Here is a 15891-nt window from a genome sequence, read left to right on the forward strand (position 1 = left end):
CGGGCGTCACACCGCCGTGGCCGTGTCCTCGGCCGAGTCCTGCGCACGGACCGTCGAGGCGATCGTCGCCGAGCCGACCACACGGGTGCCGTCGTAGAGGACGATCGCCTGCCCGGGGGCGACGCCGCGCACTGGCTCGGTGAAGCCCACCCGCAGCTCGCCGTCGACGAGTTCGGCGCGGACCTCGGTCTCACCGCCGTGCGCGCGCAGCTGGGCGGTGTAGGTGCCGGGCCCGGCAGGGGCGGCGCCGCACCAGCGCGGCCGGATCGCGGTGAGGCCGGTGACGTCCAGGGCGGAGGCCGGGCCGACCGTGACCGTGTTGGTCACCGGGGAGATGTCCAGGACGTAGCGCGGCTTGCCGTCGGGGGCCGGGGTGCCGATCCGCAGGCCCTTGCGCTGGCCGATGGTGAAGCCGTACGCGCCCTCGTGGGTGCCCACCCTGGCGCCGGACTCGTCGACGATGTCGCCCTCGCTCCGGCCCAGCCGCTGGGCCAGGAAGCCCTGGGTGTCGCCGTCGGCGATGAAGCAGATGTCGTGCGAGTCGGGCTTCTTGGCCACCGCGAGGCCGCGGCGCTCGGCCTCCGCGCGGATCTCGTCCTTGGTGGTGACGGTGTCGCCGAGCGGGAACATCGCGTGGGCGAGCTGCCGGTCGTCGAGCACGCCGAGGACGTAGGACTGGTCCTTGGCCATGTCGGAGGCGCGGTGCAGCTCGCGGGTGCCGTCCTCGTGGAGGACCACCTTCGCGTAGTGACCGGTGCAGACCGCGTCGAAGCCGAGGGCCAGCGCCTTGTCCAGCAGCGCGGCGAACTTGATCTTCTCGTTGCAGCGCAGGCACGGGTTGGGGGTGCGGCCGGCCTCGTACTCGGCGACGAAGTCCTCGACGACGTCCTCGCGGAAGCGGTCGGCGAGGTCCCAGACGTAGAACGGGATGCCGATGACGTCGGCGGCCCGGCGGGCGTCGCGGGAGTCCTCGATGGTGCAGCAGCCCCGCGCGCCCGTGCGGAAGGACTGGGGGTTCGCGGAGAGCGCGAGGTGGACGCCGGTCACGTCGTGGCCGGCTTCCGCGGCGCGCGCGGCGGCGACGGCGGAGTCGACGCCGCCCGACATGGCGGCGAGGACGCGGAGGGGGCGCTGCGGGGTCTCAGTCATAACCCTTCCAGGGTACGGGGCCACGGGAACCGGGGGCGCCGCACGTCCGTTGAAGATCACATGGGGGCGACGAGGGACGCGGGCGGCGAGGGCGCGGAGCGGCGGCTGGGGCGGCGGGCCCTGCTCGCCGGCGGCGCGGCGGCAGCCGTGGGCGGGATCGCGCTGGGGCGCGCGGAGCTGTCCCGGCTGTGGTGGCGGCTGCCGGGCGTGGAGAAGCCGCGGGTCGCGGGCGCGGTCGACTTCCGGGGCGCGCGGTGGGTGGCGGCCTCCCCGGCGAACTACCGGCGGGCCGACCGCCCGGCGGACTACCCGGTCGACCGGATCGTGGTCCATGTGACCCAGGGCGACTACGCGAGCGCGGTGAAGGTCTTCCAGGACCCGGAGCACGCGGCCGCGGCCCACTACGTCGTCCGCCGGGACGGGCGCGTCACACAGCTGGTCCGCGAGCTGGACGTGGCCTTCCACGCGGGCAACCGGGGGTACAACGAGCGGAGCGTGGGCATCGAGCACGAGGGCTTCGTCGAGGACGCGGCGTCCTTCACGGACGCGATGTACGCCGCCTCGGCGCGGCTGACGGCCCGGGTCTGCGCGCGGTACGCCATACCCGTCGACCGGGAGCACATCGTCGGGCACGTGGAGGTGCCGGGCACCGACCACACGGATCCGGGGCCGCACTGGGACTGGGGCCGGTATCTGCGCCTGGTGAGCGATGCGGGAAGAGAATCATGAATATTCTCCCTACGCCGATTGCGCCCGGTTCCTGGAGTTATATCCTGAACGTAGACCTACGGGACGAGTGAGGGAGTTCGAGCGGAGTAGCCGACTTCGGCGTGAGGCTTCGGTCTCCGCCGGTGCCGACGTCGACGGTCGGGCTGAGAGGCCGGAAGATCGAGAGATCGGAAGGCGACCCCCATTACCTGATCCGGACAATACCGGCGAAGGGAACCCGCCTCGTAGGTCGCTTCTCTGTGCCCGGGGCTCCCGCTGTTCCATGCCCGGGGCCTCCGCCTCACGGAGGTGACTCCGGACCCCGCCTAGCTCAGGCCCGCCGCGCGAGCCCGTTCCACCGCCGGGCCGATGGCCTTGGCGACCGCTTCGACGTCCGCCTGTGTGGAGGTGTGGCCGAGCGAGAAGCGCAGGGTGCCGCGGGCGAGGTCCGGGTCGGTGCCGGTGGCGAGCAGCACGTGACTTGGCTGGGCGACGCCCGCCGTGCAGGCGGAACCGGTGGAGCACTCGATGCCCTGGGCGTCCAGCAGGAGCAGCAGGGAGTCGCCCTCGCAGCCGGGAAAGGTGAAGTGGGCGTTGGCCGGCAGGCGGTCCACCGGGTCCCCGCCCAGGATCGCGTCCGGCACCGCCGTGCGGACCGCGGTGATCAGGGCGTCCCGCAGCGCGCCGATCTCCCGGGCGAACCACTCGCGCCGCTCCGCGGCGAGCCGGCCGGCCACCGCGAAGGAGGCGATCGCGGGGACGTCGAGGGTGCCGGAGCGGACGTGCCGTTCCTGCCCGCCGCCGTGCAGCACGGGTACGGGGGTGTGCTCGCGGCCGAGGAGCAGGGCTCCGATGCCGTACGGACCGCCGACCTTGTGGCCGGAGACGGTCATCGCGGCGAGGCCCGAGGCGCCGAAGCCGACCGGCACCTGACCGAAGGCCTGGACGGCGTCGGAGTGCAGGGGAACGCTGAACTCCCCTGCCACATCGGCCAGTTCCCGCATCGGCAGCACGGTGCCGATCTCGTTGTTCGCCCACATGACGGTGGCGAGGGCGACGTCGCCGGGGTCGCGCGCGATCGCCTCGCGCAGGGCTTCGGGGTGGACGCGGCCGTAGGAGTCGACCGGGAGGTACTCGACGGTGGCGCCCTCGTGCTCGCCGAGCCAGTGCACGGCGTCGAGCACCGCGTGGTGCTCGACGGGGCTGGCCAGGACGCGGGTGCGGCGCGGGTCGGCGGCACGGCGGGACCAGTACAGGCCCTTGACGGCGAGGTTGTCTGCCTCGGTGCCGCCGGAGGTGAAGACGACCTCGCTGGGACGGGCGCCGAGGGCCTCGGCGAGTGCCTCGCGGGACTCCTCGACCGTGCGGCGGGCCCTGCGGCCGGATGCGTGGAGGGAGGAGGCGTTGCCGGTGACGCCCAGCGCGGCGGTCAGTGCCTCTGCCGCCTCCGGGAGCATGGGGGTGGTCGCGGCGTGGTCGAGGTATGCCATGGTGACGCCGATTCTACGGGGCGCGCCCGGGCGGCCCCGGCTCAAGGCCCGTCGACGCCGCGGTGGGACCCGTCCCCGTCGTCCTCGGGGCGGGACCGCGGATCGCCGTGGCCGGCGGGAGCCGGCTCAGAAGCTCCACGACACGGTGCTGTCCGCCTGCACGAAGGCGAGCAGCACGAGGAGGTCGGCGACGCCCAGGCCGAGGCCGAGGCAGGCGCGGCCGCGGCGGGCCGTGCCGCGCCACAGGGCCACGGCGGCCAGGGCGATGGCGATGGGGCCGAGGAAGAGGTTGAGGACGAGCAGGCCGAGCAGGCCGAGGACGAAGGACGCGACGGCCATGCCGTCGGCGTCGCGCCTGCCGGTCGGGCGGGTGGCCGGTGCGGTGAGGTGCATGACGGGTCAGCTCCCTGTGGACGTGAGGACGTTGAGGTCGCTCGGGCCGGACCGCTCCTTGGACGGGGCGGTGTCCGGTCGCGGGTCAGCGGGCCGCCGTGCCGCGACGGCGGAGGCGCTCACGTACCGCGAAGACGCCGAGCCAGACGGCGATCACGACGGCGGCGACGACGGTGAAGTCGAGCGGCGCGTGGGCGACGGTGCCCAGCACGACGCCGAACAGCAGAAGTGCGGCGACGAGGAACAGCATGGGATCGGATCCCCCTCCAACGTGCTTCGGGGGGCCTTCGGACGGCCGCCCGCGAAGTCTCGGTGAACGGATGCAGTTACAGTTGTTCACTGACTTTCGAGTCTAGCGCGCCCGGGACTTGGAAATTTCAGAGAACAGTTGTTAACTGTATGGCATGAGTCACACTCTCGGCGCCCGGCAGGCCCAGAAGCAGAAGACCCGACAGGCGCTCCTGAACGCGGCGTTGGGGCTGCTGGAGGAGCAGAGCCTGAGCAGCCTGGGCCTGCGCGAGGTCACGCGCGCCGTCGGTGTCGCGCCGACCGCCTTCTACCGGCACTTCCGCTCCACGGCGGACCTCGGCGTGGCACTGGTCGAGGAGGCGCTGGGCAGCCTGCACCCGATGATCCGGACGACGGTGGCCACGGCCGACGACAGCGAGGAACGCATCACACGTGCCGTCGAGCTGATCGCCCGTCACGTGGACGCGTTCCCCGCCCATGTCCGGTTCGTCGCCCGCGAGCGGCACGGCGGGGTGCAGCCGGTCCGGGAGGCCATCCGGGAGCAACTGCTGCGGTTCGCAAGGGAGGTGAAGGCCGAACTCGCCAAGGACCCGCAGTCGGAGGGGTGGAGCGACGACGACCTGTTGATGCTCTCCCATCTGTACGTGGACCAGATGCTGATCACCGCCTCGCTCTTCCTGGAGGCGCTGGACTCCCCGGCGGAGGAGCGGGAGCACGTGACCCGGCTCGCCACCCGCCAGTTGCGGCTGATCAGCGTCGGGCGCCGTCACTGGCTCGACCGAGAGTGAGGCGCGCCGGGGGGCGAGGCCCTCGGCCCCCGGGACCGTTCAGCCCAGCCGCACGCGGGCCAGCTGGCGGGACTGGGCGACCAGGCGGTCGGTGCTGTCCCAGACCTCGGCGTCCTCCTCCAGGAAGCCGCCGGCGAGGTTGCGGGTGGTGATGGAGACGCGCAGGGGGCCCGGCGCCGGGCGGCTGCGGACGTGCACGGTCAGCTCGACCGTCGGGACCCAGCCGGTCAGGCCGATCTCGAACGCGGTCGGAGGCAGTGCGTCCACCGCCAGCAGCAGGGAGAGCGGATCGGCGTCCCGGCCGTCGGCGAGCCCGAACCACGCCCGCATCTCGCCCTTGCCGGAGGGCGCACCGAGCGCCCAGCCGAGGGTGGCCGGGTCCAGCTTGAGCATCAGGCGGTCGGCGATGGCCGAGCTACCGGAGACCGGGGCGGGGCCGTCCTCGGGCCCGAAGCACTGCCCCATCGGCGGGATCGTGGGCGGGGCCGCCGTGGTGCGGACGTCCTCGGGCAGCGTGTCCAGGTCGCCGTAGGAGGCCAGGACACGGATGCGCTCCACCTCGCGGCCGTCCTCGTCGTACTGGAAGAGGGAGGCCTGACCGGTGGAGAGGGTGCGGCCGGCGCGGACGAGGTCGGTGCGGACGACGGCCGGGCCCGGCTGGGACGCGGTCAGGTAGTGCGCCGAGACGGTGAACGGGTCCGAGTGCGGCAGGGCGTCCGCGAGCGCACGGCCGAGCACGGCCAGCAGATAGCCGCCGTTGACGGCGTTGATGATCGTCCAGCCGGCGGAGAGGTCGATGTCGTAGACGCCGGGGGCGCGCCGGACGAGCGCGGTGTCGCGGTCGAACTCACTGTCGCCGATCGTGGCCCGCGCGGCCGGGGCGGAAGCTGCTTCTGGCATGCGTGAACCGTACAACAGGTAACTACTAAGCGGTAGCTTTCTCTCTTTCGCTCACCGGAAGGGCTCCGACACCCGGGTGAGGGTCCGGCAATTTCTCGGTAAGTGTCCGTACACGCCCGTAACCCGAGCCCCCCGCAATCCCTCTATGGGGACATGAGCCTCACCGGGACCGCGTTCCTGTACACCACCGTCTTGCTCGCGGCCGTCGCCCTCGCCCTGCCGCTCGTCCTGTGGTCGCGGCTGCCCGGGCCGCGGGCGCTGCGCGCCGCCGCCCGGCTGCTGATGCTGCTGTTCGCCCAGGCCACGGCCGTCACCCTGGTCTTCGTCCTGGTCAACAACGCCAACAACCTGTACGACAACTGGGCCGACCTGCTCGGCACGGGCAACCACGTACAGCAGGCCGCCGACCTGGGCGCCGACGGCACGGGCGGCATCGCCTACCGGAAGCTGCCGAAGGTGCGCCAGGAGTTCGGCCCGGCCGAGGGGCCGGGGATGCGCGCGGCCGGCGGGGTCCGGGTCACCCAGCTCAAGGGCCGGGTCTCCGGGGTGGGCGCCGAGGTCTACGTCTGGCTGCCGCCGCAGTACGACGACCCCGCGTACCGCACCAGGAAGTTCCCCGTGGTCGAGCTGCTGTCCGGCTACCCGGGCTCGGCGAAGGCCTGGTTCGGCTCCCTGAAGGTGCACGAGCAACTGCTCCCGCTGATGCGCAGCGGGCGGGTCGCGCCGTTCATCCTGGTGGCGCCGCGCACCAACCTGATCGCCAAGGTGGACACGGGCTGCGCCAACATCCCGGGCACCGTGAACGCGGACAGCTGGCTGAGCATCGACGTACCGAAGATGATCACGGACAACTTCCGTGCCGAGCCCGGGCCGAACGGCTGGGCGACCGCGGGCTATTCGGCCGGGGCGCACTGCGCGGTCAAGCTCGCCGTCGCCCACCCCGACCGCTACCGGGCCGCGGTGAGCCTGTCCGGCTACAACGACCCGATCGGCGAGCGCGCCTCGCTGGCCGCTCAGAACGTGCAGCTGCGGCGGGCGAACAACCCGTACTTCCTGCTGCGCGGGTACCGCAGGCCGCCGCGCGTCGCCCTCTACCTCTCGGGCGAGTCCGGCGACGGGTACCAGGCGGGCGTGGCCCTGGAGCAGATCGCGAAGCCGCCGACGACCGTGCGCGTGGTGTTCCTGCCGCGCAGCGCGGGCGGTCACAGCATGGCGCTGTGGCGCCCACAGATACCGACGGTGTTCCGGTGGCTGACCGGGGAGCTAGCTCCCCGGCCCGGCGGGCAGCACCCCGGCGCCCCTCCCGGCAACGTCACTCCTCCCGGACCGTCGACCGGCGGTTCCACGCCCGCGGAGCTCGCCAGTGGAACTTCATCGCGAGCAGGCGCAGGACGAAGGCGGTGACCACCGCGAGCCCGCTGGTGAAAGGGGTCAGCGTGTCGTAGTGGATGCAGAGCACCACCATGGTGGCGCCGACGATCGCCGGGACCGCGTACAGGTCGCGGTCCCAGCGCAGCAGCGAGGGGACCTCGTTGGCGAGCACGTCCCGCAGCACACCGCCGCCCACCGCGGTGGCCAGGCCCAGGGTCGCCGACGCGGTGAGGTTCAGGCCGTAGGCGTACGCCTTGGTGGTGCCGGCGACGCAGAACAGGCCGAGGCCGGCCGCGTCGAAGACGTTGACCGCCACCTGGATGCGCTCCACGTGCGGATGCAGGAAGAACACCAGCAGCGCGGCGAACAGCGGAGTGATGAAGTAGCCGAGGTCGGTGAAGGCGGCCGGCGGCACGGCGCCGATGACCAGGTCGCGGAACAGCCCCCCGCCCAGCGCGGTGACCTCGGCGAGCACGGCGATGCCGAAGACGTCGAAGTTCTTGCGGACGGCCAGCAGCGCGCCGGAGATGGCGAACACGAAGATGCCGATCACGTCGAGCGTGTGCTGGACGGAGGGACTGAACAGTTGCTGTAGCACCCCCACATTCTTACCCAGAATCAACTGCGGACCTTGCTATGCAAGGCTCAGAGGGCGGGTTTCCCTGTGGTGAAGAGCCACTTCTGGAACAGATCGTCCAACTGCCGTCCGGAGACGCGTTCGGCGAGCCGGATGAAGCCGGCCGTGTTCGCGCTGCCGTAGCGGTGCAGCCTCGTCCAGGCGGGCAGCAGCCGGAAGAAGGCCGGGTCGCCGATGCGTTCGCGCAGCATCTGGAGGGTCATCGCGCCGCGCTGGTAGACGGCCGAGGCGAACATCGTGTCCCGCCGCGGGTCGGCCACCTCGATCTGCCAGAAGGGGCTGTCGGCCGGGCGGGAGTCGTAGGCGGCGCGGAAGGAGTCGTGCGCCGAGCGGGTGCCCTGGTGTTCGGCCCACAGCCACTGGGCGTAGGTGGCGAAGCCCTCGTTGAGCCAGATGTCCTTCCAGCGCTCCACCGACACCGAGTCGCCGAACCACTGGTGGGCCAGTTCGTGCACGATGGTCGACTCGTTGCGCACGGCCGAGTAGGCGGGCTTGCTCTGCACCTCCAGCGAGAACCCGGCCTCCGGCATGTCGTCGACGATCGCGCCGGTCTCCTCGAACGGGTACGGCCCGAACACCTGCGACCAGTAGTCGGTGGCGGCGGCGGTGACGGCGTACACGTCGACGGCGCTGCCGTTCTCCAGCTTCGGGTCGACGGCGACGTAGATCGGGATGCCCGAGGGGGTCTTCCCGGTCCGCACGTCGAACCGCCCGATGGTGGCGGTGGCGAGATAGGTCGCCATGGGCCTGCTCTCGCGCCAGTGGGTGTACGTCGAGCCGCCCTTGTCGTACGTCGAGACGAGCCGGCCGTTGGAGACGCCGGTCAGGCCGCGGGGCGCCTTGATCCGGATGTCGTAGGTGGCCTTGTCGGCGGGGTGGTCGCTGGAGGGGAACCAGGTGGAGGCGGCGTTGGGCTCGCAGGCGACGAAGACGCCGTCGTCGGTCTTCATCCAGCCGTAGTCGGAGCCGAAGACGATGGGGCCGCTCAGGGGTTCGGGTGTGCCGCCGTAGGTGACGGCGACCGTGAAGGTCCGGTTCGTCGCCAGGGCGCCGCGCGGGGTGACGCGCAGTTCGTCGCCGTCGCGGGTGAAGGAGGCCCGTCTGCCGTTCACCTCGACCCGGGCGACCTCCAGCCGCTGCAGGTCCAGGTCGAAGGAGGACAGGTTCTGGGTGGCCCGGGCGGTGAGCGTCGTACGGCCGTCGAGGCGGCCGGTGGCCGGGTCGTAGGCGAGGTCCAGGGCGTAGTGGCGGGCGTCGTAGCCGCCGTTGCCCAGGCGCGGGAAGTAGGAGTCGCCGATGCCGTCGGCGCCGGGGGTGGGGGGCTTGGCGGCGGCGACGAGGAAGGAGGAGGCCACCGCGGTGGCGAGAGCCGTTAAGCGTGCCGAACGGGAGAGTGCCATGAGTCGTCCCTTCGGATGTGCCCATCAGACGGACACGCTCGACTCTGCGCTCTCCCGTTCAGTCATGTGCATGACTTTGCCAACTCGTCATGCCTTACTTGTCAGTTGACTCCTGACGGTCGGCGCTCTTCGGGGCTTCCGGAGCACCCGGCGTCTCCGGAGTCTCCGGCGTCCCGGTCGCCCCGGACGTCCCCGGGGCGGGGGCCTCCGCAGCGTCCTCGACGGACTCGGCCTCGGCAGGCTCCTCGGCAGGCTCGGACCCGGACTCGGTGACGGGCTCCTCGGCCGGCTCGGTGGCCTCAGCAGCCCCGGCCGATCCGGCCGCCTCGGTCGCGGGCTCCACGGCAGCCGGGGACCCGGTCTCCGCAAACTCCGCCTCCGCGGCCTCCCCTTCCGTGGCCTCCCCTTCCGTGGCCTCCGCCTCCGCCGGCTCCGGCCCGGGGGCGCCCACCTCCGCGGCCACCGCCGCCGAGGTCGCGGCCGACTCCGCCAGGACCTCGTCGGAGACCAGCTCGGCCGCCTCCTTCGCGGCCGACAGCAGCACGGTCTCCTGCGGGGCCTGGTCCTCGAAGTTCTCCGGGTGGTGGCAGGCCACCTGCTGACCGGGCTTCAGCTCCTTGAGCGGCGGCTCGGTCGTCCGGCAGATCTCCGTGGCCTTCCAGCACCGGGTGTGGAAGCGGCAGCCGCTCGGCGGCGCGATCGGCGAGGGGACGTCACCCTTGAGCAGGATCCGCTCGCTCTTGGCGTTCTTCCGCTTCGGGTCCGGGATCGGCACCGCCGACATCAGCGCCTTGGTGTACGGGTGCATCGGCGCCTTGTACAGCGAGTCGCGGTCCGCCAGCTCGACGATCTTGCCCAGGTACATCACCGCGATCCGGTCCGAGACGTGCCGGACGACCGACAGGTCGTGCGCGATGATCACGTACGTCAGGCCGAGCTCCTCCTGGAGGTCGTCGAGGAGGTTCACCACCTGCGCCTGGATCGACACGTCCAGCGCGGACACCGGCTCGTCGGCCACGACGAGCTTGGGGTTGAGCGCGAGCGCGCGGGCGATGCCGATGCGCTGGCGCTGACCGCCGGAGAACTCGTGCGGGTAGCGGTTGTAGTGCTCGGGGTTGAGCCCGACCACCGACAGCAGGCGCTGGACCTCCTTCTTGACGCCGCCCTCGGGCTGGACGCCCTGGAGCTTGAAGGGGGCCCCGACGATGGTGCCGATGGTGTGGCGGGGGTTCAGCGACGAGTACGGATCCTGGAAGATCATCTGCACGTCGCGGCGCATCGGACGCAGTCCGCCGACGCCGAGATGCGTGATGTCCTTGCCCTCGAACTCGACCTTGCCCGCCGTCGGTTCGAGCAGCCGGGTGATCAGGCGGCCCATCGTCGACTTGCCGCAGCCCGACTCGCCCACGACGCCCAGGGTCTCGCCCTTGCGGACCTCGAAGTCGATGCCGTCGACGGCCCGTACCGCGCCGACCTGGCGCTGCATCAGACCCTTCCGGATGGGGAAGTGCTTCTGCAGCCCGGCCACCTTCAGCAGGGCCTCGCCCGACGGGGCCTTGCCGTCGTGGGCGGCACCGTCACTCTGCGCAGGGATGCTCACTGCCTTTTCCTCGCTCACAGCTTCGGCGCAATCTCTTCGGTCCAGATACGCTCCCGCTGCTCCTGCGTCATGTGGCAGGCCGCCCAGTGCCCGCGGCCGACCTCGGTCAGCTCGGGGCGGACCGTGCGGGTGACGTTGTCCTTCGGGACGTCGGCGTACGGGCAGCGCGGGTTGAAGGCACAGCCGGACGGGACGTTGATCAGGGAGGGCGGGGAGCCCGTGATCGGGATGAGCCGGTCGGTCTGATCACGGTCGAGCCGCGGCATCGAGCCCAGCAGGCCCCAGGTGTAGGGGTGACGCGGCGCGGAGAACACCTCGTCGGCCGATCCGCGCTCCACGCAGCGGCCGCCGTACATGACCAGCAGGTCGTCGGCGATCTCCGCGACCACACCGAGGTCGTGCGTGATCATGATGACCGCGGAGCCGAACTCCTTCTGCAGATCCCGGATCAGGTCGAGGATCTGCGCCTGCACGGTGACGTCCAGGGCGGTGGTCGGCTCGTCGGCGATCAGCAGTTCGGGGTTGTTCACCAGCGCCATCGCGATCATCGCGCGCTGGCGCATACCGCCGGAGAACTCGTGCGGGTAGCTGTCCACCCGCTTGCCCGGCTCCGGGATGCCCACCCGGTCCAGCATCTCGATCGCGCGCTGCCGGGCGACCTTCTTGGTGACCTTGTGGTGGACCCGGTAGGCCTCCACGATCTGCGCGCCGACGGTGTAGTACGGGTGCATCGCGGACAGCGGGTCCTGGAAGATCATCGCCATCTTCCGGCCGCGCAGCCGGCGCACCGCGTCGGGGTCGGCGCCGATCAGCTCCTGCCCGTCCAGCCAGACCTCGCCGGAGACCTTGGCGTTGGCCGAGCGGTGCAGGCCCATCAGGCCCAGCGAGGTGACGGACTTGCCCGAACCGGACTCGCCCACGATGCCCAGGGTCCTGCCCCGGCGCACGTCGAAGCTGACGCCGTCCACGGACTTGACCAGACCGTCGTCGGTGTCGAAGTGGATGCGCAGATCGCGAACGGAGAGGAACGCGTCGTCGGCATCGGAGGGGGCGACGGGGGCCGGTTCGCCCAGCGCCGCCTTGTCGAGCTTGCTCACGAGTACCTCACGCGGGGGTCGATGGCTGCGTACACCAGGTCGACGAGGAGATTGCAGAAGACGATGAAGAACGCGGCGACCAGGGTCACGGCCATCACGATGGGCAGGTCGTTGTCCTTGATGGCCTGGATCGAGTACGCACCGATGCCCTGCAGGGAGAAGACCGTCTCGGTCAGCACCGCGGTGCCGACGAGGGTGCCGAAGTCCATGCCGAAGATGGTGACGATCGGGGTCAGCGTGGACCGCAGACCGTGCTTGGTCACGACGGTGCTCTCCCGCAGGCCCTTGGCCCTGGCGGTCCTGATGTAGTCCTCGCTCATCGTCTCCAGCATGCCCGCGCGGGTGAGCCGGGCGTACGTGGCGGAGAAGAGGAAGGCGAGGCTGATCCAGGGCAGCAGCATGTGCCAGGCCCAGTCGGCCGGGTTCTCGGTGAACGGCACGTAGTCCGTGCTGTCCCAGATGGGCCACTGGTAGACGAACAGCGCGTTGATGACCTGACCGGTGAAGAAGATCGGGAGGGAGACGCCGGCGAGCGCGATGAACATCGAGATGCGGTCGACGGGCTTGCCCTTGCGCAGCGCCGAGACGACACCGGTGGTCACACCGAAGATCAGCCAGATCACCGCCGCGCCGACGGCCAGCGAGAAGGAGACCGGAATGCGCTTGAGGAGCTGCGGCCACACCTCGACGTGACTCTTGAAGGAGTAGCCGAAGCACGGAGCGTCGCAGTGGGAGGCATCAGGGCCGAACTTGAAGTCGGCGCCGACGAACAGGCCCTTGATGTAGTCCCAGTACTGGATGTAGATGGGCTGGTCGAAACCCAGGTTCTTCTTGATCGCGGCGATGGACTCGGGGTTGGCGTCCTTGCCGACGTACTGGGTGGCCAGCTGAGTGGCTGTCTGGCCGCCCAGGCGGGGGACCAGGAAGAAGATTGCGAAGGTGACTGCGCTGACCACCAGCAGCAGTACCACGGCGCCGAAGACGCGTCGGATGATGTACGCAGCCACAGCTGTGCGGCTCCGGGTGGCCGGGACGGAGTGTGTCCGTCCCGGCCGCCCGGTGCCTTCACCTGCCTTTCAGGTATCCGGCCTGCTGGTTACTTCGAGGAGCCCAGCAGCGTGTAGTCGTACATGCCGAGGTACGCCTGCGTGACCGTGACGTTGGTCGCGGACGTAGGCCTGATCAGCAGGTTCTTGCGGTAGATCAGCGGGACGACCGAGCCGTTGTCCATGACCATCTTGTCGATCTCGCCCCAGGCCTTGGTGCGGGCCGCGGAGTCGGTGTTGGCGATGGCGTCGGACAGCGCCTTGTTGATCTTCGGGTCGTTCAGCTCCATCAGGTTGTTGCCGCCCGAGGGCTTGATGGCCGAACCGTCGATGATCTGGTCCAGGAAGCCGTAGCCGGTCGGCCAGTCGGCGCCCCACGCCATCATCATCATGCCGAGCTTGTGCTGGTGGACGTAGCTCGGGACACCGGCGAAGTTGGCGAAGTACTTGCCGGAGGGGAACTGCTTGATGTCGACCTTGATGCCGGCGGCCTTCAGCGAGTTCTGGATGGCCGTGGCCATCGCCACCTCGACGGGGCGGTCGGAGCGGGCCGTCAGCGTGGTGGCGAAGCCGTTGGGCTTACCGCACTGCTTCAGCTCGTCCTTGGCCTTGGCCACGTCGCCCTTGCTGCCCTGGGTCGCGTAGCTGTCGAACTTGGTGTAGCCGTTGACCGACGGCGGCAGCAGCGTGGTGGCCACGTCGCCCTTGGGCGTGCCGCCCGCGGCGTCGATGACCGACTGCTTGTCGACGGCCCACTGGACGGCCTTGCGGCAGTGGACGTTGTCGAACGGCTTCACGTGCAGGTTCAGCGCCATGTAGCCGGTGGCACCCGCGTACGAGTTGTCCGTCTGCTTGGCGTACTTGCCGCTCAGGATGCGCGGCTGGGTCTGCGCCTGGACACCGGCACCGGTGATGTCGGCCGTGATCTTGTCGGCAAGCAGGTTGTTGTCGATCGAGACCGGGTTGACCTTGAACTTGACGTTGATCTTGTCCGGCAGAGCCTTGCGGATCGGGTCCGACTTCGGGTCCCAGTTCGGGTTGCGGACGAGGCTGGCGCTGGCGCCCTCCTCGTACGAGGCGAACTTGTAGGGGCCGGAGGAGACCATGTGCTGGACGTACTTCGCACCGTCGTCCTTCGCCTGCGGCACGGGGGCCGTCTGGGAGAAGGTCGCCAGGTAGTCGAAGTCCGCGAAGGGCTTCGCCAGGTGGAAGACGATCGTGGTGTCGTCGGGCGTCTCGATGGACTTCAGGCCCTCGGGCGACTTGTCCTTGTAGGGGCCCTTGTACTTGTCGCCGCCCTCGAGGTACGCCTTGAAGTACGTCGGGCCATTGGACAGGGCCTCGGGCGCGAAGTTGGAGCGCTCGATCGCGTACTTGACGTCCTTGGACGTGATCGGGGTCCCGTCCTCGAACTTCAGGCCCGAACGCAGGTGGTAGGTCCAGGTCTTCGCGTCGGCACTCGCCTTGCCGAGGGAGGTCGCGAGGTCCGGGACGACCGTGAGGCCGTCCTTGCCCGCGGCCGGCTTGAACGTGACGAGCGTACGGGCGTACAGACGCGAGAAGTTCTGCACGAAGCCGTAGTACGTGTTGCCCGGGTCCAGGGAGTCCGGCACGTCCGAGTCCTCGAGGTTGACCGTCCCTCCCTTCTTGCTCGACGCGTTGACGATGGAGTCCAGCGCCGCATCCTTCTTCCCGCTGCCACCGGAGCCCTTGTCGCTGCCGCCCCCGCCGCCGCACGCGGCGGCACCCAGCGAGAGCACCATGACGGACGCCACGGCCGCGGTTACCCTTCTCGTCTTCACGTGAGGAAGACCCCCTCTATCGATGGATCACTTGCTGCGAGGGTCGAGGGCGTCACGCAGCCCGTCACCCAGCAGGTTGAATGCCAGGACGGTGATGAAGATCGCCAGACCGGGCACGAACATGAACTGCGGATCAGCTGTGTAGAGATCCACGGCGTTGCTGAGCATTCCGCCCCAGGAGGCCTGGGGCGGAGCGATACCCACTCCGAGGAAGCTCAGCGCGGCCTCGAAGAGAATGTTCGTCGGGATGATCAGCGTCGAGTAGACGAGGATCGGCGCGACGAGGTTGGGGAGGAGTTCCCGGAACAGGATGTACGGGCCTCGGGCCCCGAGGCTCTGCGCGGCCTCGACGAACTCCCGCTTGCGCAGGCTCATCGTCTGGGCGCGCACGATGCGGCCGATGTAGGGCCAGCTGAAGAAGCCGATCACGAAGATCAGCACGCAGATGCGCAGCGAGAGTCCGTCGAGCCCGAAGAAGCCGTCCTGCACGGAAGCCGAGATGGCGATGGCGAACAGCAGCAGCGGGAAGGCCAGGAAGGTGTCCATCAGCTTGCTGATGAGGCTGTCCACCCAGCCGCCGTAGTACCCGGCGACGACGCCGAGCACCACACCGATCATCACGGAGAGGAGGGTGGCGCCGCCGGCGACCAGGAGGGAGACCCAGGAGCCGTCGATGATGCGGGCGAGCATGTCACGGCCGTACTGGGGCTCGATGCCCAGCGGGTGGGCCATGCTCATGCCGCCCCAGGCACCCTTGGGGGCCAGCAGGGCGGGGTCGATGAGGTCCTGGTTGAACTTGTCGGGGTCGAGCCCGAAGATCCACTCGATCGGCTTGGCGAGGACGGCCATGAGGACGAGCAGGATGACCACGACGCCACCCGCCACGGCCACCTTGTCCCGCTTGAACCGGGTCCAGGCGATCTGCGTGAGTGAACGCCCTTCGATCTGGCTCTTCTTGGCCCCGGCGAGCACGGCCTCAGGCTGCGCTTCGGCCTCCGCCCCCGTGGTCTCGATCGGTGCGGTCACAGTGACCTGACCCCTCTCGCGCCGGTGGTGACCGGCCTTTGCCCGCCGCTGTGGACGGCTTGGTTCGCTTACCTGCTGCGCGGCGGCCGCCGATGGTTGCGGCCCAACTGTCCAGCGGATCTGTGGATTGGTTCGATCACAGGATCGATGGCCTCGCGTCTGAGAGGCGAGTCTTCAACGGGCTCACGATCACTCGCCAGAGCTGACCGGGAATGTATGCGCAACCGTGATGCTG

The 15891-nt window shown here is 70.1% G+C and carries 15 protein-coding genes and 1 riboswitch; of the genes, 3 read left to right on the plus strand and 12 right to left on the minus strand.

Translation table 11 applies throughout. The features are described 5' to 3' along the window. Window positions 1-6: 6 nt before the first annotated feature. Window positions 7-1149 (minus strand): tRNA 2-thiouridine(34) synthase MnmA, encoded by a 1143-nt coding sequence (gene mnmA, locus ACF1A5_RS21575; protein WP_392194456.1) that lies wholly within the window; start codon window positions 1147-1149, stop codon window positions 7-9. Between the two features lie 60 nt (window positions 1150-1209). Between mnmA and ACF1A5_RS21580 the strand changes: the two genes are divergently transcribed. Next, window positions 1210-1878 carry an N-acetylmuramoyl-L-alanine amidase gene (locus tag ACF1A5_RS21580; RefSeq protein ID WP_392194457.1) on the plus strand — a complete coding sequence of 223 codons (669 nt, stop codon included), beginning with the start codon at window positions 1210-1212 and terminating at the stop codon, window positions 1876-1878. A gap of 59 nt (window positions 1879-1937) precedes the next feature. Next, window positions 1938-2110: riboswitch (TPP riboswitch) on the plus strand. Window positions 2111-2183: 73 nt separating this feature from the next. Here ACF1A5_RS21580 and ACF1A5_RS21585 read toward each other — a convergent pair. The 3 genes from ACF1A5_RS21585 to ACF1A5_RS21595 form a co-directional block, all read right to left on the minus strand. Beyond that, window positions 2184-3347, minus strand: a complete 1164-nt coding sequence (locus ACF1A5_RS21585; protein ID WP_392194458.1) for a cysteine desulfurase family protein — start codon at window positions 3345-3347, stop codon at window positions 2184-2186. Window positions 3348-3473: 126 nt separating this feature from the next. Continuing rightward, window positions 3474-3740: a DUF4190 domain-containing protein gene (locus ACF1A5_RS21590; protein WP_392194459.1), complete on the minus strand. Its 267-nt coding sequence runs from the start codon at window positions 3738-3740 to the stop codon at window positions 3474-3476. 85 nt (window positions 3741-3825) lie between these two features. Then, complete coding sequence (locus ACF1A5_RS21595) at window positions 3826-3990, minus strand: hypothetical protein (RefSeq protein WP_392194460.1); 165 nt, start codon at window positions 3988-3990, stop codon at window positions 3826-3828. 154 nt (window positions 3991-4144) lie between these two features. Between ACF1A5_RS21595 and ACF1A5_RS21600 the strand changes: the two genes are divergently transcribed. Continuing rightward, window positions 4145-4777 (plus strand): TetR family transcriptional regulator, encoded by a 633-nt coding sequence (locus tag ACF1A5_RS21600; RefSeq protein ID WP_392194461.1) that lies wholly within the window; start codon window positions 4145-4147, stop codon window positions 4775-4777. A 39-nt stretch (window positions 4778-4816) separates the two neighbouring features. On the opposite strand, the gene ACF1A5_RS21605 is transcribed toward ACF1A5_RS21600, so the two are convergent. After that, entirely contained in the window at window positions 4817-5677 is an 861-nt protein-coding gene (locus tag ACF1A5_RS21605; RefSeq protein WP_392194462.1) for a thioesterase family protein, read from the minus strand. A 153-nt stretch (window positions 5678-5830) separates the two neighbouring features. Between ACF1A5_RS21605 and ACF1A5_RS21610 the strand changes: the two genes are divergently transcribed. Then, window positions 5831-7081: an alpha/beta hydrolase gene (locus tag ACF1A5_RS21610; RefSeq protein ID WP_392194463.1), complete on the plus strand. Its 1251-nt coding sequence runs from the start codon at window positions 5831-5833 to the stop codon at window positions 7079-7081. Here ACF1A5_RS21610 and ACF1A5_RS21615 read toward each other — a convergent pair. The 7 genes from ACF1A5_RS21615 to ACF1A5_RS21645 form a co-directional block, all read right to left on the minus strand. Continuing rightward, window positions 6990-7646: a trimeric intracellular cation channel family protein gene (locus ACF1A5_RS21615; RefSeq protein ID WP_356187837.1), complete on the minus strand. Its 657-nt coding sequence runs from the start codon at window positions 7644-7646 to the stop codon at window positions 6990-6992. The two genes, ACF1A5_RS21610 and ACF1A5_RS21615, sit on opposite strands and share 92 nt — an antisense overlap. Before the next feature lie 47 nt (window positions 7647-7693). Further along, a complete protein-coding gene (locus ACF1A5_RS21620; RefSeq protein WP_392194464.1) occupies window positions 7694-9085 on the minus strand; it encodes a M1 family metallopeptidase in 1392 nt (463 codons plus the stop codon). 94 nt (window positions 9086-9179) lie between these two features. Beyond that, window positions 9180-10685: an ABC transporter ATP-binding protein gene (locus ACF1A5_RS21625; RefSeq protein WP_392194465.1), complete on the minus strand. Its 1506-nt coding sequence runs from the start codon at window positions 10683-10685 to the stop codon at window positions 9180-9182. A gap of 14 nt (window positions 10686-10699) precedes the next feature. Next, complete coding sequence (locus ACF1A5_RS21630; RefSeq protein ID WP_392194466.1) at window positions 10700-11782, minus strand: ABC transporter ATP-binding protein; 1083 nt, start codon at window positions 11780-11782, stop codon at window positions 10700-10702. Further along, window positions 11779-12789, minus strand: a complete 1011-nt coding sequence (locus tag ACF1A5_RS21635; RefSeq protein WP_356187829.1) for an ABC transporter permease — start codon at window positions 12787-12789, stop codon at window positions 11779-11781. Before ACF1A5_RS21635 ends, ACF1A5_RS21630 begins: the two co-directional genes overlap by 4 nt. An 89-nt stretch (window positions 12790-12878) precedes the next feature. Beyond that, entirely contained in the window at window positions 12879-14591 is a 1713-nt protein-coding gene (locus ACF1A5_RS21640; RefSeq protein ID WP_392194506.1) for an ABC transporter substrate-binding protein, read from the minus strand. Between the two features lie 66 nt (window positions 14592-14657). Next, complete coding sequence (locus ACF1A5_RS21645; protein WP_392194467.1) at window positions 14658-15656, minus strand: ABC transporter permease; 999 nt, start codon at window positions 15654-15656, stop codon at window positions 14658-14660. Between the last annotated feature and the right edge of the window lie 235 nt (window positions 15657-15891).

This window comes from Streptomyces sp. NPDC014864, from assembly GCF_043081525.1.
GTDB lineage: Bacteria > Actinomycetota > Actinomycetes > Streptomycetales > Streptomycetaceae > Streptomyces.